Here is a 25,511-nt window from a genome sequence, read left to right on the forward strand (position 1 = left end):
TTCCCTGTGCTAGCTGGCCCAAATCAGAAAATGCGTGCGGTCAGTTCGACGCCGTAGAAGCGCGGTTCCGCCGGAATGAAGGTCGGTATTCCGAAGGCACCGCCGGTGTTGCCGGCGTCGAGCAAGTAGTCCTCGTCCGTGGCGTTGCGCATGAAGCCGGCGATCTCGAACCGCTCGTCGGCGAAGCTGAAGCCGCCGCGAAGGTTCACCAGCGTAACCGGACCCTGCGAGATCAACGGGTTGTTGGGCACCTCGAAAAAGATGCGGCTGCGATGCGTGAAGCTTGGCGTGAAGAAAACACGCGTGCTTTCGGTGATCGGGTAGTCGACCGTAAGGCCTGCCGAAGCTTGCCATTCCGGCTGGAGGCGGAAGCGCGCTCCCGAAACCTGCGGCGCGAAGGTGTTGTCGTCGTCGATGCCGCCATCGATGTAGCCGATGTTGAAGAACACGCTCAGCCAGTCGGTCGGCTGCACGCGCATTTCCGCCTCGACGCCGAGATTGCTGGCCGTACCGGCACTTTGCGTGATCGTCGTGCCGTCATCCTGGATCACGCTCACCTGGAAACCGTCGTACTTCTGATAGTAGACGCCAAGCGATCCGGAAAAGAAGCCCGAGCTGATCTTGACGCCACCCTCGTAGTTCCAAACGGTTTCCTGCGGAACGAGTTGCAGGTTGGGAACCGGATTGCCGGCCGGGTCGCGTCTCGCATTGAGTTGGACGACCGGAGAACGCCGTCCCTTCGCGACCGTGGCATAGAGGTTCACCGTATCCGACGCGCGCCAAAGGAGGTTGAAACGCGGCAGGACAGCCGAGTAGTCCTCGCTCGCCTCGAACGTCTGGCCGTTCGTATCGATCTGGCCGGGGATCAGAGAGGGGCCGCCGGTCAGCACCGAGGGCGCCACTTCGGCGTAGTAGCCCGACTTGCGCTTCTCCCATAGCGCACGAACACCCGCAGTCAGCTCGATCTCGGGGATCGGCGCCCACGTGGCATCGGCGAAGATGGAATAGCTGTCGTTCTGGCCCTGGTTCTCGAAGACCGAACGGTAGGGAATTTGCGAAACCGCACCGCCGGTCGCAAGCGCGGTTGTCTGGGCTGCAGTCACGACGCCGCCGGGGACCACGCAGCCAAGCCCGGGAATGATATTGGCAGCGCACTGGAGAAAGATGCCCTCTTCCGACGAGAACGGCACGTTCTGTCGCCCGTCCTCGGTAAAGTAGTTCCAGCCGAGCGAGGCACGGAGCGCGGGCGTGTTGTAGGCGAACCGCCCCTCATGGCTGAACTGCCATCCTTCGGCGATTTCGGCGAACTCCAGATACCAGGCGGCAGACCCGTCGGCATCGAACACTTCTGCGCTATCGAACTCTCGGTATCCGTTCACCGTCGTGAAGCTGATTGTGTCGGAAATCTCGTATGTGGCAGTCAGGTTGATGTCGTAGACGTCGCGCTCAAGGCCGAGCTGGGAATTTCCAAGCACCTGTTCCGAAAGCGGCGATCCGCCAAGGTTGGCGGAACCGAACGGGTCGGCCGGGCCGGCCTCCGTCGGATAGGTCCCGGAAATGAACGGCGTGCCGCCGTTGCGCTGGCGGTCGTATGTGCCGATCAGGTCCAGTGTGAAACGTTCGCCAGGCGTGAAACGAAGCGATGCCCGGATGCCCAGCTGGTCCTGCGCGTAGAGGTCGTCCGTTTGCGAGGATGCAAGGTTCTCTACATAACCGTCCCGCTTTCGCCATTCGAAGGCGACGCGGCCGGCGACGACATCGTTGCCCGCATTCGCGAAGCCTGAAAGCAGCGTGGCATCGTAATTGCCATAGCCACCCTTGATCTCGGCTGAAAAGCCGGGCTGCGGGCGGGCAGAGATGATGCTGATCGCGCCGACGGCGGAGGCAGTGCCGAACAAGGTCGCTTGCGGACCCTTCACGACTTCGATCCGGTCCACGTCGTAGATGGCCTGGTACGAACCTCGTGAGCGCGAGATGTCTACGCCGTTGTAGTACAGGGTGACGCGGGGCCCCTGCTGCGACGAGCCCGAATCCGAAGTAATGCCGCGGATGACGATGCCGGGATTGTTCGCGCTCTGCTCCTGGATATTGAGGCCGGGAACGTAGTTCGACAGCTCGTCGAGGTCAGTGATGCCCAGTTCCTCGATCCTCTGGCCGCCTACGGCAGAGATGGTGATGGGGACGTCCTGCGCCCGCTGTTCGAACTTTTGCGCGGTGACGATGATTTCGTTTCCGCCTAGCGCCATCGTGTCGCCGGGGCTGGGCTGGTCGGAAGCCTGCGCCGACGACTGCGCAAGCGCCGCGCCGGGAATCGAGAGGGCCGAGGTCAGTAGAACAGCTCGAATCAGATTGCGTTTCACGACGAATACTCCCCTGCATGCTGCGATGCGGCGAATATTCCCGGCCTGTGACGAGCCGGTGTCCCTTCCGTGACGGTTCAGTGAACCGGATTGTGAGAAATACTTTTCCTATCGCAATCACCCGATCGGCGTGCTGCAGTGCGAAATAGTTCAGGCAAACAGCGGTATCCAAGGGCGTCACAGGCACGCCTCGCCGCTGCGACCGGGTGGCACGCGCGGCTGGAGCAGTTGTCGGCTGACCACGGACGACAACACGCTCCCTGAAAATGCGACGAAGCCAGTGGAAGGTGGCGGACAGGGTGGGATTCGAACCCACGAACGGGTTGCCCCGTTGCTGGTTTTCAAGACCAGTGCCTTCAACCGCTCGGCCACCTGTCCCGCTGCTCTCGCCGCATAACCGAAAAGAGCGGGCGCGCAAGGCCGGGGCGCGGCGGTCGAAGCGATGAAGCGATGCTGGCAAGGGACGATAACGTCTCTAACCGCCGGGGTCGCCATTCACAGTTCAGGCAAACTGTGCAAGATCGCCTTCCATGAAGCTCCTCGCCAACTTTCGCAGTCTCGTCGCCCTGGGTGCGGTCGCGCTCGCGGTTACGCAGCCGATGCCCCGCTCGCAGGCCCAGATCCTCAGCCAGCAGGGGTTCGAATCCTACCTCCAGCTCGTGGCCGCGAAGGCCCGGAACGAGGGTGTCAGCGAAACCGCGATCTCACGGACGCTGAGCGGCCTTACGCCCAACCCGCGGGTCGTCGAGCTTGACGGTGGTCAGCCCGGTCGACGCAGCACGCCGCCGCCGCTCCAGCCGTATCTGAACCGCCATGTGGACTCTGCCAGGATCGCCGGCGGCAAACGGAGCTACGGTCGCGTAGCCAGGTTGTTGCCCGGGATCGAGCGCGAGTACGGCGTTCCCGGCAAGATGCTGCTCGCCATCTGGGGGCACGAGACGAATTACGGCAGCTACACCGGCAACTTCGATCTGCCGCGCTCGCTCGCTACCCTGGCTTACGAAGGCCGCCGTCGCGAACTTTTCGAGGGCGAGCTGATAGCGCTCATGAAGATGGTCGATCGCGGCGTTCCCATGTCCCGGCTGAAGGGAAGCTGGGCCGGAGCGTTCGGCAATCCGCAGTTCCTGCCGAGCGTCTATCTCACGACCGCAGTCGATGGCGACGGCGATGGCGATCGCGACATCTGGAACAGTGAGGCGGACACGCTCGCTTCGATCGCCAACTACTTCAGGATGGCCGGCTGGCGGAAGGGCGAGCCTTGGGGCGTGCGGGCGAGCGTGCCTTCCAATTTCAATTCGGGAGCATACGATGCCCAGCTCTTTGCCCCTTCGTGCGAGCGCGTGCATGAAAGGCATTCGCAGTGGAAGCCGGTATCCGAATGGATCGCGCTTGGCGTCCGTCCCCAGGCCTCGATCGCGAACGACACGATGGCATCGCTTTTCCAGCCCGACGGACCCGGCACTCCGGCTTGGCTATTAACCGGGAATTATAGGGTTATCCTGCAATACAACTGCTCGAACTACTACGCGATGTCCGTGGGGTTGCTTGCAGATGAGATTGTCCGCTGACCACGTCCTGCCGCTTGCGGCGCTGGTTTTCCTGAACGGTTGCATGCTCGGAGGGGGCAGCCGCGCGAGTGTCGCGCCGCCGCCGGATCCCACCGGTCCGGCAGCCGACTATCCGATGGTCATCGGAGAGCCGTTTACCATCGACGGAAAGACTTATCGTCCGGAAGACAAGTTGAATTACGACGCCGTGGGCTATGCCGAGGTGTCGCAGGATGCCGGGGACAAGGTGTCGGCGGCGCACAAGACCCTTCCGCTTCCCAGTTATGTGGAAGTTACTTCGCTTGAAAGCGGTCGCACGATCCTGGCCCGCGTCGAGGAACGGGGGCCGATGTCCAACGACACGCTTCTCGAGCTTTCGGGTGCTGCCGCGGATCAGCTCGGCATCAATGCCGCTATGCGCAACGCCGTCAGGGTCAGGCGTGTGAATCCTCCCGAGCTGGAGCGAGCGCTGCTTCGTCGGGGAGAGCGCGCTCCGGAGCGGATGGCGACGCCCAAGCCGCTTCGCGAAGTCCTGATGCGCAAGTTGCGCGAGCAGGAGCCGCAGGTGGCCGAACGGCTCGACACACCAAAATCGGTCGATCCGGATGCCGCGGCGACATTCGGCGAAGCGTTTCGGTCAGAAGTGGCGCCACTTGCCACGGCAAGTGTGGCGGCAAGCGAGGATTCTCCCGAAACAAAGGCAGAGGTACATGCCGTCGCAGAGGCTGCCGAGCCCGCACTAAAGCCAGATGAACCGATCGATGCCGGCACCGGAAATGTCGCCGAAGCATCGGAGCAGCAAGCGCCGGTCGATGGTCTCGTGGTCCAGGCAGCGGCATTCTCGACCGAAGAGCGAGCCATGAAGGCCGCAAGCGCACTGGGCGGTTTCGTTCGGCACTCCGGCCGGTTCTGGCACTTGCGGATAGGCCCCTTTGCCGACCCCAAAGAAGCCGACACCGCCTTGGCGAAGGCCCGATCCGCAGGCTATACCGACGCACGAATCCAGCGCGCGGACTGAGCCGTCAGGCCTTCGCGCGGAATTGTCCGTCGCGGAGCAGCCCTTTCTTGTCCAGAATTCTGATAGCATCGATTGCGGGCCTCTTGCTGGCCGGCGATGCGATTGCCGCACTGCCTGCTCCCCCTCCTGAAATCGAAGATGTCCCGGTCGTTCTGCTGGTCGATCTCGGATCCGGCCAGCAACTGATCGCCCGGCAGGAGAATCTGAGCTTCGTTCCCGCATCGATGACAAAGGTCATGACGGCTTACGTCGCGTTCGGGGCGCTCGCTTCCGGAAGGCTGGGTGCCGACAGGACATACACGGTCGGTGAGGGAACCTCACGGGAGTGGAGCGGGAAGGGCACCAGCCTGTACCTTCGCCCGGGGCAGGAAGTCAGCGTCGATACGCTCCTTCGCGGCATAATGACGGTTTCCGCCAACGATGCCTCTGTCGTGCTGGCAGAAGAATATGCGGGCAGCGTCCCGGTATGGACGGCCATGATGAACGGCGAGGCGCGCCGCCTCGGAATGACGAAAAGCAGCTTCAACACTCCGAACGGGTGGCCGGACGAAGGCAAAACGTTCGTCAGCGCGCGAGATCTTGTTCGGCTCGCGAGCGCGATGATCCGCCAGTATCCCGATCTGTATTCGCGATACGTCGGCAAGAAGCGCATGACCTTCGAAGGCGTTACTCGCCAGAGCCACGATCCGACAATCGAAGTCGTCGAGGGTGCTGATGGCATCAAGACCGGATACACGCGCGAGGCCGGTTACAACTTCCTCGGATCGGCCCAGCGCGGACAACGGCGCCTTGTGATGGTCGTTGCCGGCAACAAGACGGGAGCACAACGCGCCGAAGCTGCCCGCGCACTAATCGAATGGGGTTTCACGCAATGGCGGGCGCGCCCGCTGTTTGCCGCCGGCAAGACGGTCGCAACAGCCCGCGTGCAGGGCGGGGAAAGTCGCTCCGTGCCACTTGCCGCAACAGCGCCGGTCTACGCGGTCGTGCCCGTATCCGGCGGCGAGAAAATCAGGCTGCGCGTACGCTACGATGGCCCCCTCGAAGCTCCGGTCCGCAAAGGCCAGCGCGTCGGCAGTCTGGAAATCGTCGTAGACAATTTGCCTGACGGAAGGGTTCCGCTTGTGGCCGCAAAGCCCGTGGGCGAAGCAGGACCGCTCGACCGGATCATGAATGGCCTCTACGGGCTGTTCTCGTGAATCCGGGGCGCTTTATCACGTTCGAGGGAGGGGAGGGGGTCGGCAAGTCGACCCAGGCGCGCCTGCTGGCCCAGGCTCTGGAAGCGCACAGATACGAAGTAGTCATCACGCGCGAACCCGGAGGGACGAAGGGCGCAGAAGCGATCCGCGACCTGCTCCTCGCAGCTCCCGGGCCCGGCTGGAATCCTCGCGCGGAAGCGCTGCTTTTCGCGGCTGCAAGGTCGGACCATGTGGAACGGCTAATTCTGCCATCGCTGAACGCGGGCAAATGGGTAATTTCCGACCGCTTCATCGATTCCACACGTGCATATCAGGGCGGCGGGGGCGGGCTTTGGGACAAGGACATCCTTGCCCTTCACCAGCTGGGAAGTGGAGGATTGCTGCCCGATCTGACGATCCTGATCGAGGTATCTCCCGCACGCGCTGCCGAGCGGATCTCGCTCAGGGACCAGGGCCGTTCAGACAGCATCGCGGGGCGCGCCGCAGATTATCACGCGCGCGTCGCGGCCGAATTCGCCCGGCTCGCGCGGCAGGAGCCGGAGCGGTTCGTGAGGGTCGACGGCAATGCCGATGCCGACGAAACCCATGCGAAGGTCATGGCTGCGTTGACCCGGATCGGGGTCGGGCAGGCATGACCGAACTTCCGGCCCGGTATGTCGGTCATGACGAAGCCTGGCGCGAATGGCGCACTGCGCTCTCTTCGGAGCGCATGCATCATGCCTGGCTGCTGACCGGTCCGGAGGGCATCGGCAAGGGCGGGTTTGCGCGCAAGGCTGCGCTCGAACTGGTCGGCAAAGGGGAAGGCAGGCAGCCGGAACCGTCCGCGCATCCCGATATCCTCGTGCTCGACCATTTGCCGTCGAACGATGAAGAGGCGCGCAAGAAGGCGGATGGCAAGCCCTTTCAGGTGAAGCGGAACATCACGGTCGAGCAAATAAGGACGATGCAGCAGCGCCTCACCACGCGGGCTACGCTGGGTGCCAACCGCGCGGTCATCATCGACCCGGCGGACGATTTAGAAAAGGCCGGCGTCAACGCCTTGCTGAAAAGTCTGGAAGAACCTCCTGCCGGTACGCATTTCCTGCTGGTTTCGCACCGTCCGGGACGACTGTTGCCGACAGTTCGCTCGCGCTGCCGGATCTTGCGGTTCCCGGCACTCCCCGACGAGGCGATCGATGGCCTGCTGCGCGAGCAAGCTCCGGATGTCTCGTTCGACGCCCGCAAGGCTGCGATCGCTGCGGCGCAGGGCTCTCCCGGTGTGGCCCTTGCCTTCGCCCGACAAAGCCTCGGCAAGCTCCATGAGCTTATGGAGCGGATCGTGCGGCAAGGAGATCGGGACTTTACCTTGCGCGGCATGCTCGCGGATGAAATGGGGGCCCGGCCGTCACGCGAAAAGCTGCTTGGCGCTCTCGATCTCGCGCGCGCCGCGCTGACAGGCGCACTCGATGGCGCCGGGCGTCGCCAGCAGCTGCTCATCATCGAAGCGCACGGCGCAATGGCACGGCTTTCCGCCGAAGCGCCGACCTATAATTTCGACCCGGGCTTGCTCGTCATGGAAATTGGCGGGTTGCTGGCATCTGCGGCGGTGCCTACAGAGGCCGTCGAAGCCCGCTGACACGACCTTGAAAGATTGCCCGCCATCGATGGCCGAGCCCTACTACATCACAACCGCCATTCACTATCCGAACGGCAAGCCGCACATCGGGCATGCCTATGAAACGATCGCGGCGGATGTCATGGCCCGCTTCCAGCGCGCGCGTGGACGCGAAGTCCGTTTCCAGACCGGAACCGACGAGCACGGCCTCAAGATGGCCCAGAAGGCCCGTGACCTCGGCATGTCACCGCGCGAGCTTGCGGACGAAATGTCCCGCCATTTCAGGGATCTGTTCGACAAACTGGATATCCGATACGATCGCTTTATCCGGACTACGGAAGCTGAGCATCACGAGGCGAGCCAGGCCATCTGGCGCGCGATGGAGGCGAACGGCGACCTCTATCTCGATCGCTACGAGGGCTGGTATTCAGTCAGGGACGAGGCCTATTATGACGAGAGCGAGATCGCCGAAGGGGAGGGAGGCGAAAAGCTTTCGCCGCAGGGAACCCCGGTAGAATGGACTGTGGAAGAAAGCTGGTTCTTCCGCCTGTCGCGATACCAGGAGCCGCTGCTTGCGCTCTATCGCGAGAACCCCGGTTTTATACGACCCGAAACGCGCCGCAACGAGGTGATGCGTTTCGTCGAGGGTGGCTTGCGCGACTTGTCCGTTTCCCGGACGAGCTTCGACTGGGGCGTTCGCGTTCCGGGCGCGGAAAAGCACGTCATGTATGTCTGGGTCGATGCCCTGACCAATTACCTGACGGGTCTGGGATATCCGGACGATACCGAAGACTATCGCAAGTTCTGGCCTGCGAATCTCCACCTGATCGGCAAGGATATTGTCCGCTTCCATGCGGTGTACTGGCCCGCCTTCCTGATGAGCGCCGGGATCGAATTGCCGAAGCAGGTCTACGGTCACGGCTTCCTGCTGAACCGCGGGCAGAAGGAATCGAAATCTGTCGGCAACGTGACCGATCCTGTCGAACTCGCCGACCGGTTCGGCGTGGACACGCTGCGCTATTTCCTGCTGCGTGAAATCGCTTTCGGGCAGGATGGAAGCTATTCGCAGGAGGCAATCGTCACGCGCGCCAATGCCGAGCTGGCAAACAGCTTCGGGAATCTCGCGCAGCGCAGTTTGTCGATGATATTCAAGAATTTGGATGGAAGACTGACTACGGACTATCAGGCGTTGGAGGCGGATGATCGGCTGGAGGAAGCGGTCCTCGAAGCCTGCACGAGAGACTTGCCGTCCGCGTTCGAGACACTGGATTTTTCCGAGGGGCTCGGCGCCTGGATGAGGGCTGTCTTCGCCTGCAACCAATACGTGGACGAGATGGCGCCATGGGCTTTGCGCAAGACCGATCCCGAGAGAATGCAAGCCGTCCTGATGACGATGTTCAGGTGCGTCAGGGCGCTTTCAATAGCTGTGAGGCCGGTGGTTCCGTCCTCTTCGGATCGCCTGCTCGACCAGTTGGGTATCCCTGAGGGCGAGCGGGACTTCGCGGCCCTTTCCGATCGCGCCTGGTTCGAAAGGCTCTGCAATTCGCGTTTCGCGGTCGAGAAACCGGTCGGCGTCTTTCCAAGGCTCGAAATGCCCGGGGAGGATGCACCCTGATGCTGATCGATTCCCATTGTCATCTCGAATACGAAGGCCTCGTCGAGGATCAGGCCGCCGTACTTGCGCGCGCACGCGAAGCCGGAATCGGCGGATTTCTAAACATATCCACCCGGCGGCGCGAGTGGGATCGCGTGGTAGGAACGGCAGAGCGCGAGGACGATGTCTGGGCCAGCATCGGCATCCATCCGCATGAAGCCGATGCCCATGCCGACCTTGGCGAAGCCGCGCTTCTGGAAGCGGCAGAGCATCCAAAAGTCATCGGCATCGGTGAAACCGGTCTCGACTATTATTATGACAAGTCGGACCGCGAGACGCAGCAGGCATTGTTCAGGACGCATCTCTCCGTAGCGCGCCAAACTGGCCTACCGGTCATCATCCATACGCGCGACGCGGAAGAGGACACGATCCGCATCGTGAGCGAGGAAATGGAGAAGGGTGCGTTTCCGGCCCTGATCCACTGCTTCACGGCATCTTCCGAGTTTGCGAGCGCGATGCTCGATCTGGGATTGTCGATTTCGCTGTCGGGCATCGTCACGTTCAAGAATGCGCGCGACATTCAGGCAGTCGCCGGGGAGCTTCCCTCCGATCGGCTGCTGGTGGAAACGGATTCTCCGTTTCTTGCGCCGGTTCCGCATCGCGGGCGTACCTGCGAGCCGGCCTACACGGCCGATACGGCGCGGTTCGTTGCGGGGTTGCGCGACGTCTCGCCGGAGGAACTCGCTGAAGTCACGACGCGCAACTTCTACTCACTGTTCCGGAAAGCAGCGACGTGAAGCTCATCGTCCTCGGTTCTGGAACGTCGACGGGAGTTCCCCGGCTTGGCGGCGAAACCGGCATCGACTGGGGCGCCTGCGATCCCGACAATCCGAAGAACCGGCGCAGTCGCGTCTCGATCGTAGTCGAGAACGATGAAGGCAGCAGACTGCTCGTCGATACATCGCCGGACCTGCGCAGCCAGCTCCTCGCGACCGGGATCGCAAAGCTCGATGCCGTCTTCTGGACACACGACCATGCCGACCACTGCCACGGAATCGACGACCTGAGGCCGCTGCGATATGGGCGCGGTGGACCGATACCGGGATTCGCTGCCGATGAGACCGTTCGTCGGTTACGGCAGCGATTCGGCTATGTCTTTGCCGGCCAGCATGGCTATCCGACCATAGTCTCGATCGAAACTCTCGAGAATCTTCGCATGTTCGCCGGGTTCAGCGTCCAGTCGTGCCAGATGCCGCACGGACCGGCTCAGTCTACCGGCTTCCGGTTTGAATGTGACGGCAAATCAATCTGTTATGCGACGGACTTCAGTGAAATCACGCGCGATATGGTCGACTTGTTCTCAGGATGCGACATCCTTGTCGTCGACTGCCTGCGTCGTGAGCCGCATCCGACCCATGCAAATCTTGGCATGGCGATAGAGCTGGCAGACGCTTCGCGGGCGAGGCGGGCCGTGCTGACACATCTCGACAAGTCGATGGACTACGCAATCCTGAGCGACGAGACGCCAGACCATGTTCTCGTCGGACACGACGGGATGGAACTGGCGGCATGACCGGGAGCGTCGTTGCCTCGATCGTGTTCCTTCTGGGTGCGTTGATCCTGGCATGGCGCGGATTGCAATCGCACGGTGTTTCGACCGAGCGGAAGTTCTGGATGGCGGGCCTGTGGGCATTGATCATCGCGGGGCTGGCATTCATCCTCTCGCATATCGGCGTCTGAACATCCAACGGTATTTAACATAATATATATTATCAATCTATCAGTCGAGAGTCGTCCATGACCGAGATCGACCGCCTTCTCTCGATAATGGCTCGCCTCCGGGATCCGGTTTCGGGATGCGAGTGGGATCGTGAGCAGACCTATGGGACGATCGCGCCCTATACGATCGAGGAGGCATACGAGGTTGCGGACGCGATTGCGCGCAACGACCTTTCTTCGCTGCGCGACGAGCTTGGCGATCTGCTACTGCAGGTCGTGTTTCATTCCCGTATCGCGCAGGAAGACGGCGCGTTCGAATTCGAGGACGTCGCCCGTAGCGTGTCGGACAAGCTTGAAGCGCGGCATCCGCATATCTTCGGGTCCGAACAATCGAGCGAACGATCGCAGACGGCGCGATGGGAGAGTCTCAAGGAAGCCGAGCGCAAGGCGAAGGGCGCGACGAGCGCAATGGACGGCGTCGCTCTGGCCCTCCCGGCATTGATGCGCGCCGAGAAATTGCAGAAAAGAGCGGCGCGTGTCGGGTTCGACTGGCCGGATCCACGGGGACCCGCTGACAAGGTTCGCGAGGAATGCGAGGAACTCGCCGCGGCCGACGGCGAAGACTCGCGCTTCGAGGAAGCCGGGGACGTGCTGTTTGCCGCCGTCAACCTCGTGCGCAGTTACGGGATCGATCCGGAAAATGCGCTGCGGGCGGCCAATGCCAAGTTCGAACGCCGGTTCCGATCCATGGAAAATCTGGCAGATGACGGGTTGGATGGATTCGCAGCCCTGTCGCTTGGCGAGCAGGAAGAACTCTGGCAACGAGTTAAGCAGTCAGAGGGCGGAAAAGCGGCCTAGTTCGCGAGGCGCAAGGCGAACCGTAATCCGCGTGAGAGGGCCGTTGTCGCCCTCGCCTGCCATCTCCTCGGACAGGACTTCGCCGCGAGCATGAAGCCATGCGAGCTTCCTGCCTTCGGCGGCAGGAATCAGGAAGGTACAGGTCGTAGCATCTTCAGTCAGGGCTGCTCCGACCGTATCCAGCAGCTCGTCGCAACCTTCGCCCGTAAGTGCCGATAGGGGAACGATTATCTCCTCATCGCGTCGAGCCACGATCTTACGCAGTTCGACCTGCCTTGCTTGCGAGAGCAAGTCCCATTTGTTCCACACTTCGACAATCGGTACAGTCGGTAGATCCGGCTCTCCATCCTCCCCTGTCTGAATGACGCCGAGGTCGGAAAGCACGTCGAGGACCTGGGTTTTCTGAGCCTCACTGTCCGGATTCGCGATATCCCGGACATGCAGGATTATGTCGGCTGCGGTGACTTCCTCGAGGGTTGCGCGAAATGCCGCGACGAGCTGTGTCGGAAGGTCCGAAATGAAGCCGACGGTATCGGACAGAATTGCCTTCTCGACGGCCGGAAGTGAAATTGCTCGCATCGTCGGGTCGAGAGTCGCGAAAAGAAGGTCTTCCGCCATGACGTCCGCACCCGTCAGACGATTGAAAAGAGTGGATTTTCCCGCATTGGTGTAGCCCACAAGTGCCACTACCGGCCATGGTGCCTTTCCCCGTCGATCGCGGTGGAGGCCACGGGTCTTGCGAACCTGCTCGAGCTCGCGCCTGATCTTCGCCATGCGGTCGCGGATCATGCGGCGGTCGGCCTCGATCTGCGTCTCGCCGGGACCGCCGAGAAACCCGAAGCCGCCGCGCTGGCGCTCGAGGTGGGTCCAGCTTCGGACGAGCCTGCCCGCCTGATAATCGAGGTGTGCCAGTTCGACTTGCAAGCGGCCTTCGGCAGTGGCCGCCCTCTCCCCGAATATCTCGAGGATCAGCCCGGTCCTGTCGATGACCTTGCGTTTAAGTTTCTCTTCGAGGTTGCGCTGCTGGATAGCCGAAAGCGCGCCGTCGACTATCACCAGCTCGGCTTCTGACTGTTCGCAGGCGACGGCGATGTTCTGGACCTGCCCCTCACCGAAGAGCGTGCCCGGGCGCGGATCGCGTATTGGTATCACGAAGGCATCGGCCACCACGATCCCGATCGCCAGTGCCAGGCCCTTTGCTTCTTCCAGTCGGGCGTCAGGATCGAGGTCCGATCGCCCGCGCAGATGCGGATAAGCTACGACGGCACGTGCGCCGCGCGTCACCTCTCCCTTCAGTTCCTCTTCCAAATCGTCTCGCTTTTTCGTTCAACCGTCGTCGTCGCCGTCATCCTCGTGCGACTGCAAGTCGACCGGAGTGACGGGCTGTATCGTCGAAACGGCGTGCTTGTAGGCAAGTTGCACGTAACCTTCACGTTCGAGCAGCATGCAGAACAGGTCATAGGCCGCCACCCTGCCCTGGAGCATGACACCGTTGACCAGGAACATCGTGACTTGCACCTCGGCGCTGCGGATGCTGGACAGGAAGACGTCCTGAAGGAGGCGTGCCTTCTTGCTGCCATCCGTCACGCCGCCAAATTGCGCCGCATCGATGGGAGCGCTTGGCATGATGGTCGAGATTGCGTGCTTGTAGACGAGTTGCGACTGGCCATCGCGCCGAAGCAGGATCGAAAAGTTGTCGAACCAGGTGACGATGCCCTGAAGCTTGACGCCTTTTACCAGGAACATCGTTACGGGAGTCTTGTTCTTGCGCAGGAGGTTAAGGAACTGGTCCTGGAGGTTCTGGCCCTTGCCTCCGTTCGCCGGTGCCTCGACCTTCGCAGGAACGGGCGGTGCCGGCCGGGGCCGGGCTGAAAGAGTACGTCCTGCCATGTCTTGCTCCTTATTCTTGGCAGCCGCTTCTGCGGTCCGCATTCTGGCCCCTTCAAAGGCCGATGCCGGCGATCCTATCGTTTTGCTGCAGTGCAGTAAATCCGAAAAATCCCGGCCCGTTCAACTGCCCTCCTCTTCCTTCTCCGTTTCCCGCTTTTCCGACATTCCGAGAAGCTTGAGCTTGCGATGGAGTGCCGACCGCTCCATTCCGATGAACGCTGCCGTCCTCGAGATGTTGCCCGAGAATCGCCGGATCTGGACTTTCAGGTATTCGCGCTCGAAGCTTTCCCTGGCTTCCCTGAGCGGCGAACTCATCATGCTGGAAATGCGGGAATCGCCCTCGACGCGGTTGTCGAGGATTTCAGGCGGAAGCATGTCGACGACGATATTTCCGAGCTTCTCGCGCGGGGCCATGATTACCGTTCGCTCGATCACATTGCGCAACTGACGGACATTTCCCGGCCATTCGTACGCCTGCAGGGCAGTCATGGCTTCGGCGGCGATTTCCGGCGGTGGAACCCCCTGTTCGTTGGCGAACCGGGCGAAAAAGTGGTCGACGAGAGAGGGAATGTCCTCTCTCCGTTCGCGAAGCGCCGGGACCTGCACGGGGACGACATTGAGACGATAGAAGAGGTCCTCGCGGAAGCGCCTTTCGGCTATCTCTTTCTCCAGCTCGCGCGAGGTCGAGGAAACGACCCTGACATCGACGCGTATCTGCCGGTTGCCGCCCACCCTGACAAAAGCCTGATCGGTGAGGACCCGCAGGATTCTCGCTTGAGTCGACAGTGGCATGTCGGCAACTTCGTCGAAATAGAGCGTTCCGCCGTCGGCGCTTTCCAGCAGCCCGGGGCGGACGAGGCTTCCCTCCGCCTCCTCGCCGAACAGTTCCTGCTCGAACCTTTCGGGCGTGATCCTCGCGGAATTGACACACACGAACGGGTTCGAGGCGCGCGGACTCCATGAGTGGAGCAGGCGGGCCGCCACTTCCTTGCCTGCCCCGGCCGGGCCGCTGATCAGCAAGCGACTGCCGGTATTGGCAACGCGTTTCAGAGTGGCGCGCACCTGGTTGATCGCCGAACTATTGCCCGTGAACTCCTCGCCGATCGAGAAATCATGCCGCAGTTGCGCATTTTCCCGACGCAGCCGGTCGGTTTCGGTGGCCTTGGCCACGAGATGGAGCAGTTTTTCCGCTTCGAACGGCTTTTCGATGAAATCCACGGCGCCGCGGCTGACCGCGGCAACCGCTGTGTCGATATTGCCATGACCGGAAAAGATGATGACCGGCAGCTCGGGCTCCCTTGCCTTGATCGCGTCGAGCACCTCGAGCCCGTCCATCGCGCTGCCGTGCAGCCATACGTCGAGGAGCACGAGCGACGGGCGCCGTTCGTCGACCGCATCGAGCGCAGACCGGCTGTCGCCAGCCGTGCGACACTCGTAGCCTTCGTCGCTCAGGACACCTGCGACGAGTTCGCGGATATCGCGTTCATCGTCGACGATCAGAATATCGAGCGCCATTGGATCCTCATTCTGCTGCCTCGTTTTTATGTCTTCCCAGGAGAGGGTCGCGCGCGAAGGTCATCGAAACCGTCGTGCCGCCGCTATCCGAAGGGGCGAACTGCATGTCGCCGCCGTGTTCCTCGACGATCTTCTTGACGATGGCGAGACCGAGACCGGTGCCCTTCTCGCGCGTGGTCACGTAGGGCTCGACGATCCGCTCGCGATCCTGGGGCAGTCCGATGCCGTTGTCCGCGATCGACACGATGATGTCTTCTCCGTCGCGCCGGATCGAAACCGTGACTTTTCCGCGAAAGTTCTCTGCCTCGTCTTTAATCCTTGTTTCAACGGCTTCTACCGCATTCTTGAGAACGTTCGTCATGGCCTGACCGAACTGGTGGCGGTCGCATGCGATCATCCCGATCTCGCCCTCCTCGATGAACGAGAACGCAAGGTCGGGCCGTGCGACTTCCTGAAGGAAGAGCGCCTGCCGCGTCAGGGCGACGGGGTCCTCGGTCCGGAAAACGGGCTTCGGCAGCCGGGCGAAGGACGAGAACTCGTCGACCATCTTTCGCAGATCGCCCACCTGCCGGATGATCGTGCTGGTCAATTCCTCGAAGAGTTCGGGATTGTCCTCGATCTGCTTGCGGTAACGGCGGCTCAGGCGCTCGGTCGCAAGCTGGATAGGAGTGAGCGGATTCTTGATCTCGTGCGCGATACGCCGCGCAACGTCAGACCATGCGGCCTGTCGCTGGTCGAGGAGCTGGCGCGTGATGTCCTCGAACGTGATCACGTACCCCGTTCGATCCTCGCTGATCTTCACCGCTAGCGTCAGCAAGTCGCCCGCGTTGTTGTACTGGACGATGCCGTGGCGCCCGCCCGAGTCGATTAGCGAAGCCATCTGCGGGGCCAGTTCGGACAGTTCGAGGCCCACCGGAGCAGGACCGAGCCGGTCCAGAAGCAGCTTTTGAGCCGAACTGTTCATCAGCAGGATGCGCGCTCGCTCGTCGAGGGAAATCACGCCCGCGGTCACGGATTCGAGCACGGCCTCGATAAAAGCGCGGCGCTCCGTCAACTGCTGGTTCGCGCCTACCAGGGCCTTGGTCTGCTTCTCGATCTGAGCTGTCATGCGATTGAAGGCACGGTTGAGAAGCCCGATTTCGTCGGCCCCGGTACGGCCCTCCACTCTCAGGGAGAAATTGCCGCTGCCGACGCGTTTCGCCGCTTCGACCAGTTCGTACAGCGGTTTGACCTGCCGGTCCGCGAAGCGAAGCGCGAACCAAACGGACAGTCCGACAAGCGCCAGAGACGCCACGAACAATGCGACGTTGAAGCGCAATTGCAACACACGGGCCCTGCTCGTGAGTACTTCATAGGCCTGGACGATGTTTTCGGCCCTCTGCCCCTGGCTGAAGGCGAGCAGGTCCGAACTGCGCGCGGTGTACAGGTAGATGCCGGCGCTGCGATCTATCGGTATGACAGCCTCGATACGGTTCGCGTCGGCCGAGACTACCATCGGGTTGCCCTGGCTGAGTTGCGCCACGACGTCCGGAGTAACCCGCTTGTGTGTATTGTTGCCTTCGGGATCGACGATCGCCACTGTCCGCAGCTGACCTTGGTCCGACTCCTGGAGAATGGCCGATTCAGTAAGCTTCCTGTTGATGACCTGGAAGGAATAGAATTCTGCGAAATCCGGACCGGCGATCGACTCCTCGCTCAGAAAACTGCCGAGATCCTCGGCCATGGCGATCGATTCGTAGCCGACGTCGCGCTGAGCCTGCTCGTAGTATCCGCGCGCCAGTTTGTTTGCGTTCTCGAGCATGCCGCGCGAGCTGTCCGAAAACCAGAACTCCACGCCAGACTGGAACAACCACGATGCGAAGATCACCACCAGAAGCGTCGGTACCGCAGCGATCAGCGAAAATATGAAGACGAGCCGCACATGCATGCGACCGGTGCCGCCGATGCTTTCCTTCGCCCGCCTGAGCGCCATTCGACGACCCAGCAGGATCAGTATCGCCATGGCCGGAACCAGAGTGCCGACAAGCAGGGTCGCCGTGAGGTCGGAAGGAAGCAATTCCCTTTTCGCAGCCTGCGCGTCTAGAGCGATCCACGTCGCTGCGGTCATGATGAGGAAACCGATGACCGAGACGATTTCCATCACGGCGAAAAAATTGGCGCGCCGCGCGGCAACCTGCACGCGCCGCCACCAGCGCGGCCAGCGCCGCTTTTGGGTAGGCAACTCCCGATCCATCGTTGCCAGATTACAACAGTAGCTGTTGCGATTTTACAAGAGGTTTCTTCATGCGCCTCATCGGCGCGGCGCAAATTCCTCGGGGTCCAGCGCAAGATCGTTCAGCCGCTTGCGCAAGGTATTACGATTTATCCCCAGCGCCTCGGCGGCGCGAAGCTGGTTGCCACCGGTTTCCGAAAGGACCTGCGCGAACAATGGCCTCTCGAGCGCGGCCAGGGCGCTGGCGTAAATCGTGCCGCGCGGCGGAGCTTCGCTGGCGAGCCAGTTCAGCACGGCGCGCTCAAGATCCGCCGGAGCATCAGCCGGGTTCTGGTCGGCCTGGACCGGGGCCTCCTTGAGCAGGACAGAAACCGATGGGGCATCCACTGTCTCTTCGCGTGCAAGCAGCGCCACGCGGTAGACGAAGTTCTTCAATTCGCGCACGTTTCCGGGCCAGGAGTGATGACGGAGTACATCGATCGCTTCTGCCGAAAGTTGGCGCCTCGGCAGACCTTCTGCCGCTGCGAGCTGGAAGAAATGCTTCGTAAGCGCCTCGATGTCCTCCGCCCGATCGCGAAGCGGAGGCATCTCGATCGGCACAACATTCAATCGGTAAAACAGATCTTCTCGGAACTGTCCCGCCGCGATCATCGGCTTCAGGTCGCGGTTCGTAGCCGCGACTATCCGCGCGTCGATTGCGACATCCTCGGTTCCGCCTACCCTGCGGATGGTGCCGGACTGCAGCGCGCGGAGAAGCCTTGTCTGGGCCTCCATCGGCATGTCGCCGATTTCGTCGAGAAACAGCGTTCCGCCCCTCGCCTGCTCGAACTTGCCGATGTGGCGAGCGACCGCACCCGTAAAAGCGCCCTTCTCGTGTCCGAACAGCTCGCTTTCGATCAGTTCGGCAGGAATGGCTGCGGTATTGATCGCCACGAACGGCCCGCTCCGCCTGTCGCCCAGTTGATGGATCGCCTCGGCAACGACCTCCTTGCCGGTACCCGATTCGCCGGTCACAAGGACCGTCAGGTCATTGCGCAGTACCCGCGTGATCATGCGGAAGACCGCTTGCATGGCCGGGCTGCGGCCAACCAGCGGCAAGCCTCCGGCTTCGGGGTCTTCGCCCCCCTGCCCTGCGGCGTTCCGATCGCCCACGGCCTGGGTCACCGCCCGGGCAAGCTCGTCTATGTCGAAGGGCTTCGGAAAGTATTCGAATGCACCGGTGTCAGTCGCCCGTACCGCGGTATCGAGAGTGTTCTGAGCCGACAGGATGATGATCGGCAGGCCGGGACAGGCGGCTTGCACGGCGCCAATCGTGCCGATTCCGTCGCCGTCGGGCAGCATGACATCGGTCACGAATGCCGCGAATGTGCTTTCGGCCAGAAGTCGGTCCCGCTCGGCGATGGTTTCGCAATGCACCACCTCGAAACCTTCGGCCTCGAGCGCGGCAGTGATCACGACGGCGATGGAGCGATCGTCCTCGAGCAGCAGGATTTTCACGCTGCCGCTCCCTCGTCCTGAACAGAGTCGTCGCGTTCGGCGAGCGGCAGGTGGACGCGAAAGTGCGTCAGGCCGCGCGTATCGTCCCGTTCGTGACTGATGCGCCCATTCATGTCCCGGACCAGCTTCCTGACAAGAGGGAGGCCCAGCCCCTGGCCCGAATTCTTGCTCGTCACGAATGGCTCGAAAATGTGCTCGCGCATGGCGGGATCGACGCCTGGGCCATTGTCGCTTACCCGCAGTTCTATCGGCAGTCTGACAGGCCGTCCGCTGTCGGTCGTGTGGAGTTGCAGGCCGCTGGCAAAGCGTGTCCGCACTAGAACGAGCGGTCGCTTCTCGCCGCTGCACGCCTCGAACGCGTTGGAAAGCAGATTGATGAGGACCTGGACGAGTCCGTCCGGACTCCCCAGGACAGGCGGCAGCGACGGGTCGAATTCCTCGATGACCTCGACCCTGGGTGCCGATCTCCCGTCGGCGGCGCCCAGCACCGCGATCGCCCTGCGCGCCGCCACGTGCAGGTTGCACGGTTCCACCGGGGCAGCAGTCCTGCGACTGAGCGTCTGCATCTGGTCGATCAGCAGTGCGATGCGATCGACTTCGGCGGTGATCAGTTCGGTGAGCGGGCGGTCCCTTTTGCCGACCTTGCGCGCCAGCAACTGCGATGCGCCGCGTATGCCGGCGAGCGGGTTCTTGATTTCGTGCGCGAGTATTTCCGGACCGCGGAGCGCCGCGTTGTCGGCTCCGCCCGAATCCTCTCCGAGAGCCTCGGTGGCAGAGTGGTCGTGAAGCGTCAGCATCTGCCAGCCGGCCACGTCTGCGATGGGCGCCACGCTCATGTCTATTCGGCGGGCGAACGAGCCCGAAACAAGGACATCGATCTCGCGCGCGGAAACCGGTGTCTCGAAGTCGGCGATCCGCTCTTCGAAGCGTGAATCCCCGAATACCAGCACTTCTGTCAGCTTGCGCCCGGTGAGCCGGCGAACGCTCTGCCCGAAGAATTGCTCGGCTGCGGGGTTGGCCGAAGCGATCCTGAGGCGCGGCGCGAGCAGGAGGACGGCTAGCGGCAGGCTGGCAAGTTGCAGACCCGCGTCCGGCACGGCCAGACGGGATATCGTCGTCATGCCGCCTGACGCCGCAGGAACGGGCGGTAGAAGTCGGCAAGGGCGCGGATCACATCGTCCGCGTCATCCATGACGTTGACCTTGTTGCGGAAGTCTGCGGAACCGGGCAGTCCCTTCGTGTACCAGCCGAGGTGCTTGCGTGCCATCTTCGTGCCGACTTCGCGGCCGTAGTGCGAGAGCATCTCGCGATAGTGATCGGTCAGCACGGCGTACTGCTCGTCCATGTCCGGGTCGGCTTTGGCTGTTCCATTGCGCCACCAGTGCATGACCTGCGATAGCAGCCAGGGCTTGCCGTAGGCGCCACGCCCGATCATCAGGCCGTCCGCGCCGGATTGATCGAGCGCGGTAGCCGCATCTGAGATCGAGCAGATGTCACCGTTTACCACGACAGGCACCGAGACCGCATCCTTCACACGCCGCACGAAGCGCCAGTCGGCCTCGCCCTTGTACATCTGGTTGCGCGTCCGTCCGTGCACCGTGATCATCTTGGCGCCGAGATCCTGCGCGATCCGCGCCAGTTCCGGAGCGTTGAGCGAATCGTGGTCCCAGCCCATCCGCATCTTGACGGTGACGGGAACGCTTACCGCCTTCACGGTCGCATCGATCAGGCTGGCGGCGAGTCCAAGGTCGCGCATGAGCGCCGATCCGGCATCTCCGTTGGTCACTTTCCGAACCGGGCAGCCCATGTTGATGTCGACAATAGCCGCGCCACGATCCTCGCTGAGCCTGGCTGCCTCGCCCATCTGCACCGGATCGCACCCGACCAACTGCATGGACACCGGTTCCTCGATCGGATCCCAAGCTGCTTTCTGAACGGACTGCCGCGTCTCGCGGATGGCAGCGGGGCTGGCGATCATCTCGGTCACGTTCAGGCCCGAGCCGAACCTGCGGACCATCCGCCTGAACGGAAGGTCGGTCACGCCCGTCATCGGTGCCAGGATAACCGGGCAATCGATGCGGATCGGGCCGATGTCGATCGGACTGAGCGCGGGGGAATTCGGAAGCTGCGTCATAACAAATGATGTGCCTAAAAAACGGGCAGCCTTTAGGCGATTGCTCTTGCCACGGCAAGGGTTTACCGGGCAGGTCGATGAATTACCGGGCATCAATCGGTGGAACCGCAGCGGTGGTCGTCGCGGCCGGCAAAGGCCTGCGTTCGGGGCAGTCCGTTCCAAAGCAGTTTGCGATCTGGCGCGGGAAACCGCTGGTCAGGCACTCGGTGGAGGCACTTCTCGCTTCCGGGATTTCGCCTGTCGTGGTGGTGATACCGGACGACTTTCGCGACGTCGCGGCGGGAGCGCTTGCCGGGCTGGACGTGAAAACTCTCGCGGGCGGAGATACCAGGCAGTTGTCGGTCAGGAAGGGGCTTGAGGCGCTGGAAGGCACTATGCCAACCGCGGTATTGATCCACGACGCTGCGCGACCGGCCTTGTCTACCGATGTCATCGACAGGCTACTGGCAGCCTTGGAACACCAGCCCGGCGTCATACCCGTGCTGCCGGTGGTGGACAGCGTGGTCCACGCAAATGCCGACATTATGGGCAGCCCGGCTCGGCGCGAGGGGCTCCGACGGGTGCAGACGCCGCAAGCCTTCCGCTTTGCCGAAATCCTGGCCGCCCACCGCGCCTGGGATGGCCCGCCCGACGCCGGAGACGACGCGCAAGTGGCGCAGGCAGCGGGCCTCGAGATCGGGCTTGTTGAAGGGGACGAAGCCTTGTCGAAGCTTACTTTCTCATCGGACTTCGAGAAGTCCGGTCCGGCCTTCCGGATCGGTTCCGGCTACGATGTCCACCGCCTGGCGGAAGGCGAGGACCTGTGGTTGTGCGGTGTCATGATCGATCACGACATGGGCCTGGCCGGGCACAGCGACGCCGATGTCGCTATACATGCGCTGGTCGACGCGCTCCTGGGTGCGATAGGCGCGGGCGACATCGGTCAGCATTTTCCGCCGAGCGATCCGCAGTGGAGTGGAACTGCTTCGGACCGCTTCCTGGCGCAGGCCGTGAAGCTCGTCGGCGAAGCGGGTTACCGGATCGGGAACGTCGATTTGACGATCATCTGCGAAGCCCCGAAGATCGGACCGCACCGGGAAGCGATGCGGCAGCGCCTCTCGGAACTGCTCGCCGTTGACATCGGTGCGGTTAGCGTGAAGGCCACAACGACTGAAAAACTGGGCTATACCGGTCGCGGCGAAGGGATCGCAGCACAGGCCATGGCATGCCTCGTCCAGTACTGAAGGAATACTCGATGCGCAGAATTTCCGGACTTTTCGCTGCCTGCTCGCTTGCGATCGCTGGAACCGCCCACGCGGCCGAGCCTCCGTGCCTGACACCTGCCGAGTTTTCTTCGCTTGCGGGATATTCGATGCCGAGCGTGATCAAGGGCACATCGCAGCGTTGCGCAAGCGCGCTTTCGGCCGATGCCTATCTTCGCACCAACGGGGATGAGCTCGCCGCCCGCTACGCCAAGCGCAAACCCGTGTCGTGGCCTGGCGCCAAGAAAGCATTCCTCAAGCTCAGCGCGGACACCAACCAGGACGCGAACGACCTTCTGTCCCGCATGCCCGACGAGTCGATGAAGCAGATGCTCGATGCGGTGATCGAAGGCATGGTCAGTTCCGAGATTCCGCTCGAGCGATGCAAGACGATCGATCGTTTCGTACGCCTGCTGTCGCCCCTGCCCGCGGAAAATACCGCCGAACTGATCGCACTGGCGGTCGGCCTCGGATCCAAGAGCGAAAAGGCCAAGGTCGGCAAGATCGCGATCTGCCCAAGCTGAGCGATGGCCGACCGTATCCTGCCTCGCGACATTTACGCGCTTGCCGAAAGGGTAGTGCAGGCAAACGCGCAGGCCGGGCGCAAGGTCGCCCTGGCGGAAAGCTGCACCGGCGGACTGGTAAGCGCGGCGATCACCGAGGTGCCGGGCTCTTCGTCGGTCCTCGACCGCGCATTCATCACCTACTCAAATGAATCGAAATGCGCCCTGCTTGGCGTTGCAGAGGACATTCTGGAGACGTTCGGGGCGGTTTCGGCCGCTACTGCATGGGCCATGGCGCAGGGCGCCCTGGCCCGAAGCGATGCCGACGTGGCGGTGTCGATCAGCGGTATCGCCGGGCCCGGCGGCGGCAGCGAGCTAAAGCCCGTGGGACTGGTCGTATTCGCCAGGTGCGAGCGCGAGAGCGAAGAGATACAGGCGGAAGAGCGGCAATTCGACGGAACGAGCCGTTCGGGCGTGCGCCATCAGGCAGCGCTGTGCGCGCTGGAACTATTGCTGCCGTAAAGTTCGGCCGCGCGCGCCTCGAAGGCGGCCACCATCTTGCGAAAGGCGCGATCAAAGTACTGACCTGCAAGCGCCTCGAACATGCGGTTCTTGAAGGTGAACTGTACGTCGAACTCGATCTCGCATGCGTCTGGCCCCGCAGGGTGGAATTTCCAGACGTTGTCGAGGTCCCGCAACGGTCCGTCGACATAGTGCACGCGGATTTCTTCCGGGCGCCGCTTGGTGATGCGCGACGTGAACTTTTCCCGAAGTGCCTTGAACCCGACAAGCATGTCGGCGACCATTTCGGTCTCGGAGTCCGATTTTACGCGGGTGGCGATCACCCAAGGCAGAAACTGCGGGTAGCTGTCCACGTCCGCGACGAGGTCGTACATCTGCTCCGCGCTGTACGGCAGCCTGCGGAATTCGTGGATGCCGGGCATCAGGCCCTCTGCTTGGCGAGCCGGGCTTCGCGCGCGGCGCGCATTTCCTTGAAATCGTCGCCCGCATGGTAGCTCGAGCGGGTCAATGGCGTCGATGCAACTTGCAGGAAGCCCTTCGCCCGCGCGATGGCGCCATAGGCGTCGAAAGCCTGAGGCGTCACGAATTCCTTCACCTCGGCGTGCTTCGGCGTCGGTCGCAGGTACTGGCCGAGCGTTAGGAAATCGATGTCCGCGCATCGCATGTCATCCATTACCTGATGGACCTCGAGCCGTTGCTCTCCGAGGCCCAGCATCATTCCCGATTTCGTGAAAACATGCGGCGCATGTTGCTTGACGCGCTCGAGCAGCTTCAATGAGGCGTAATAGCGCGCGCCAGGCCGGATCGTCGGATAGAGCCGAGGCACGGTTTCCAGGTTGTGATTGTAGACGTCGGGTCCTGCCGCCACGATCGCTTCGACCGCGGCGTCCATGCGACCGCGGAAATCGGGAGTAAGGATTTCGATGGTCGTGCCCGGCGTGTTGCGGCGAAGCGCTTCGATGACCTTCACGAATTGGCTTGCGCCCCCGTCGGGCAAGTCGTCGCGATCGACAGAAGTTATCACGATATGCTCGAGCCCCATCTTCGCCGCCGCCTCTGCGACGTGTTCGGGCTCTTGCTCGTCGACCTTGCCCGGCATTCCGGTCTTGACGTTGCAGAATGCGCAGGCGCGTGTGCATGTATCGCCGAGGATCATCACCGTCGCATGCTTCTTGGTCCAGCACTCGCCGATGTTCGGGCAGGCCGCTTCCTCGCAAACGGTGTTGAGATTGAGGTCGCGCATGAGCTTGCGCGTCTCGCCATAGCCCTTCGAGACTGGCGCTTTTACGCGAATCCAGTCGGGCTTGCGCTGGCGTTCGGGACGGGGAGCGGAGGACAGATCGTTCATGTGATTGCAGATAATCACATGTGCCGGAGCTTGCCAGCCCCAATTCCCGACGCCAATAGACGCCAATGACCGAGAACGTTTCGCAAGAGCTATCGACACTACTCGATGGGTATCGCCGCTTCAGGCACACCGGATGGACCCCCCACCGCGAGCGGTGGAGCAAACTGCGCAAAGGCCAGCAGCCGGAAACGATGGTGATCGCCTGTTCCGACAGCCGGGTGGATCCTGCGCAAATCTTCGATGTCGATCCGGGTGAAATCTTCGTCGTGCGAAACGTCGCCGCATTGGTCCCTCCCTTCGAGACGACACCTGGCCTGCACGGGGTTTCCGCCGCCCTGGAATTCGCGGTTCAGGTGCTCAAGGTTAAGGAAATCGTGGTGATGGGACACGGTATGTGCGGAGGTTGCAAGGCTGCTCTGACGCAGGAAATGCACGGCACGAGGCCCGGCGAAGGGGGCTTCATCGCGGACTGGATCGGCTTGCTTGACGATGCCCGCGCACCCATCGCCGAACGACTCGGAACGGAAAGCCGCGAGGCCGAACGGGAGATGGAACATGCAGGCGTGCGGGTCAGCCTGCAGAACCTTCGCACCTTTCCCTGCATACAGCAGGGCGAGCGAGACGGTTCCCTGAAGTTGCGCGGGGCCTTTTTCGCCATTTCGGACGGTGTCCTTCACCTGATGGATGAAGGCACCGGCGAATTCTCGCCCTGCACTTGATTGCCAAGAAAAAGGCGACGGTTTCCCGCCGCCTTTCCCGATTT

At 62.3% G+C, this 25,511-nt stretch carries 24 protein-coding genes and 1 tRNA gene; 14 read left to right on the top strand and 11 right to left on the bottom strand.

The genetic code is table 11. The annotated features are described in order from the left end of the window. Positions 1–23 precede the first annotated feature (23 nt). Together FHS75_RS02795 and FHS75_RS02800 are read right to left on the bottom strand one after the other, a co-directional pair. Positions 24–2,246, bottom strand: a complete 2,223-nt coding sequence (locus FHS75_RS02795; RefSeq protein WP_179406551.1) for a TonB-dependent receptor — start codon at positions 2,244–2,246, stop codon at positions 24–26. 402 nt (positions 2,247–2,648) lie between these two features. Further along, positions 2,649–2,738, bottom strand: a tRNA-Ser gene (locus FHS75_RS02800). A gap of 152 nt (positions 2,739–2,890) precedes the next feature. On the opposite strand from FHS75_RS02800, the gene FHS75_RS02805 reads away from it, so the two are divergent. The 10 genes from FHS75_RS02805 to mazG are packed head-to-tail and all read left to right on the top strand — an operon-like array spanning position 2,891 to position 11,886. Further along, positions 2,891–3,928, top strand: coding sequence for a lytic murein transglycosylase (locus FHS75_RS02805; protein WP_179406184.1), 1,038 nt, complete (start codon positions 2,891–2,893; stop codon positions 3,926–3,928). After that, positions 3,912–4,925, top strand: a complete 1,014-nt coding sequence (locus FHS75_RS02810; RefSeq protein ID WP_179406185.1) for a septal ring lytic transglycosylase RlpA family protein — start codon at positions 3,912–3,914, stop codon at positions 4,923–4,925. Before FHS75_RS02805 ends, FHS75_RS02810 begins: the two co-directional genes overlap by 17 nt. A gap of 47 nt (positions 4,926–4,972) precedes the next feature. Next, a complete protein-coding gene (locus FHS75_RS02815; protein ID WP_229735472.1) occupies positions 4,973–6,121 on the top strand; it encodes a D-alanyl-D-alanine carboxypeptidase family protein in 1,149 nt (382 codons plus the stop codon). Then, a complete protein-coding gene (gene tmk, locus FHS75_RS02820) occupies positions 6,118–6,756 on the top strand; it encodes a dTMP kinase (RefSeq protein ID WP_179406186.1) in 639 nt (212 codons plus the stop codon). The genes FHS75_RS02815 and tmk overlap by 4 nt, the downstream gene beginning before the upstream one ends. After that, a complete protein-coding gene (locus FHS75_RS02825) occupies positions 6,753–7,736 on the top strand; it encodes a DNA polymerase III subunit delta' (protein WP_179406187.1) in 984 nt (327 codons plus the stop codon). The genes tmk and FHS75_RS02825 overlap by 4 nt, the downstream gene beginning before the upstream one ends. A gap of 28 nt (positions 7,737–7,764) precedes the next feature. After that, positions 7,765–9,330 (top strand): methionine--tRNA ligase, encoded by a 1,566-nt coding sequence (gene metG / locus FHS75_RS02830; RefSeq protein ID WP_179406188.1) that lies wholly within the window; start codon positions 7,765–7,767, stop codon positions 9,328–9,330. Beyond that, the gene (locus FHS75_RS02835; protein ID WP_179406189.1) at positions 9,330–10,106 is read left to right on the top strand and encodes a TatD family hydrolase; all 777 of its coding nucleotides are present in this window, start codon (positions 9,330–9,332) and stop codon (positions 10,104–10,106) included. Before metG ends, FHS75_RS02835 begins: the two co-directional genes overlap by 1 nt. Beyond that, positions 10,103–10,882 carry an MBL fold metallo-hydrolase gene (locus FHS75_RS02840; RefSeq protein ID WP_179406190.1) on the top strand — a complete coding sequence of 260 codons (780 nt, stop codon included), beginning with the start codon at positions 10,103–10,105 and terminating at the stop codon, positions 10,880–10,882. Before FHS75_RS02835 ends, FHS75_RS02840 begins: the two co-directional genes overlap by 4 nt. Further along, complete coding sequence (locus FHS75_RS02845; protein WP_179406191.1) at positions 10,879–11,049, top strand: hypothetical protein; 171 nt, start codon at positions 10,879–10,881, stop codon at positions 11,047–11,049. The genes FHS75_RS02840 and FHS75_RS02845 overlap by 4 nt, the downstream gene beginning before the upstream one ends. A gap of 57 nt (positions 11,050–11,106) precedes the next feature. Next, positions 11,107–11,886, top strand: a complete 780-nt coding sequence (mazG, locus tag FHS75_RS02850) for a nucleoside triphosphate pyrophosphohydrolase (protein WP_179406192.1) — start codon at positions 11,107–11,109, stop codon at positions 11,884–11,886. Here the strand turns inward: mazG and hflX are convergent. From hflX to dusB, 7 genes are all read right to left on the bottom strand, one after another. After that, positions 11,863–13,194, bottom strand: coding sequence for a GTPase HflX (gene hflX, locus FHS75_RS02855; protein ID WP_179406193.1), 1,332 nt, complete (start codon positions 13,192–13,194; stop codon positions 11,863–11,865). The genes mazG and hflX overlap by 24 nt on opposite strands. 18 nt (positions 13,195–13,212) lie before the next feature. After that, a complete protein-coding gene (gene hfq, locus FHS75_RS02860; RefSeq protein WP_179406194.1) occupies positions 13,213–13,776 on the bottom strand; it encodes an RNA chaperone Hfq in 564 nt (187 codons plus the stop codon). A gap of 120 nt (positions 13,777–13,896) precedes the next feature. Beyond that, entirely contained in the window at positions 13,897–15,291 is a 1,395-nt protein-coding gene (gene ntrX / locus FHS75_RS02865; RefSeq protein WP_179406195.1) for a nitrogen assimilation response regulator NtrX, read from the bottom strand. Between the two features lie 7 nt (positions 15,292–15,298). Beyond that, positions 15,299–17,524 carry a sensor histidine kinase gene (locus tag FHS75_RS02870; protein WP_218845093.1) on the bottom strand — a complete coding sequence of 742 codons (2,226 nt, stop codon included), beginning with the start codon at positions 17,522–17,524 and terminating at the stop codon, positions 15,299–15,301. 57 nt (positions 17,525–17,581) lie between these two features. Continuing rightward, positions 17,582–19,000, bottom strand: coding sequence for a sigma-54-dependent transcriptional regulator (locus FHS75_RS02875; protein WP_179406196.1), 1,419 nt, complete (start codon positions 18,998–19,000; stop codon positions 17,582–17,584). Then, positions 18,997–20,121, bottom strand: a complete 1,125-nt coding sequence (locus FHS75_RS02880; protein WP_179406197.1) for a two-component system sensor histidine kinase NtrB — start codon at positions 20,119–20,121, stop codon at positions 18,997–18,999. Before FHS75_RS02880 ends, FHS75_RS02875 begins: the two co-directional genes overlap by 4 nt. Next, positions 20,118–21,134, bottom strand: coding sequence for a tRNA dihydrouridine synthase DusB (gene dusB / locus FHS75_RS02885; protein ID WP_179406198.1), 1,017 nt, complete (start codon positions 21,132–21,134; stop codon positions 20,118–20,120). The genes FHS75_RS02880 and dusB overlap by 4 nt, the downstream gene beginning before the upstream one ends. A 77-nt stretch (positions 21,135–21,211) precedes the next feature. Between dusB and FHS75_RS02890 the strand changes: the two genes are divergently transcribed. The 3 genes from FHS75_RS02890 to FHS75_RS02900 are packed head-to-tail and all read left to right on the top strand — an operon-like array spanning position 21,212 to position 23,400. Beyond that, complete coding sequence (locus FHS75_RS02890) at positions 21,212–22,357, top strand: bifunctional 2-C-methyl-D-erythritol 4-phosphate cytidylyltransferase/2-C-methyl-D-erythritol 2,4-cyclodiphosphate synthase (RefSeq protein WP_179406199.1); 1,146 nt, start codon at positions 21,212–21,214, stop codon at positions 22,355–22,357. An 11-nt stretch (positions 22,358–22,368) separates the two neighbouring features. Further along, the gene (locus FHS75_RS02895) at positions 22,369–22,899 is read left to right on the top strand and encodes a hypothetical protein (RefSeq protein WP_179406200.1); all 531 of its coding nucleotides are present in this window, start codon (positions 22,369–22,371) and stop codon (positions 22,897–22,899) included. A 3-nt stretch (positions 22,900–22,902) separates the two neighbouring features. Then, a complete protein-coding gene (locus FHS75_RS02900; protein ID WP_179406201.1) occupies positions 22,903–23,400 on the top strand; it encodes a CinA family protein in 498 nt (165 codons plus the stop codon). Here FHS75_RS02900 and FHS75_RS02905 read toward each other — a convergent pair. Together FHS75_RS02905 and lipA are read right to left on the bottom strand one after the other, a co-directional pair. Further along, positions 23,361–23,822 carry a type II toxin-antitoxin system RatA family toxin gene (locus FHS75_RS02905; RefSeq protein ID WP_179406202.1) on the bottom strand — a complete coding sequence of 154 codons (462 nt, stop codon included), beginning with the start codon at positions 23,820–23,822 and terminating at the stop codon, positions 23,361–23,363. The genes FHS75_RS02900 and FHS75_RS02905 overlap by 40 nt on opposite strands. Then, the gene (gene lipA, locus FHS75_RS02910; protein ID WP_179406203.1) at positions 23,822–24,748 is read right to left on the bottom strand and encodes a lipoyl synthase; all 927 of its coding nucleotides are present in this window, start codon (positions 24,746–24,748) and stop codon (positions 23,822–23,824) included. The genes FHS75_RS02905 and lipA overlap by 1 nt, the downstream gene beginning before the upstream one ends. A 65-nt stretch (positions 24,749–24,813) precedes the next feature. Between lipA and FHS75_RS02915 the strand changes: the two genes are divergently transcribed. Then, positions 24,814–25,467 (top strand): carbonic anhydrase, encoded by a 654-nt coding sequence (locus FHS75_RS02915; protein WP_179406204.1) that lies wholly within the window; start codon positions 24,814–24,816, stop codon positions 25,465–25,467. Positions 25,468–25,511 lie beyond the last annotated feature (44 nt).

This window comes from Novosphingobium marinum (assembly GCF_013408095.1).
Classification (GTDB): domain Bacteria; phylum Pseudomonadota; class Alphaproteobacteria; order Sphingomonadales; family Sphingomonadaceae; genus Novosphingobium; species Novosphingobium marinum.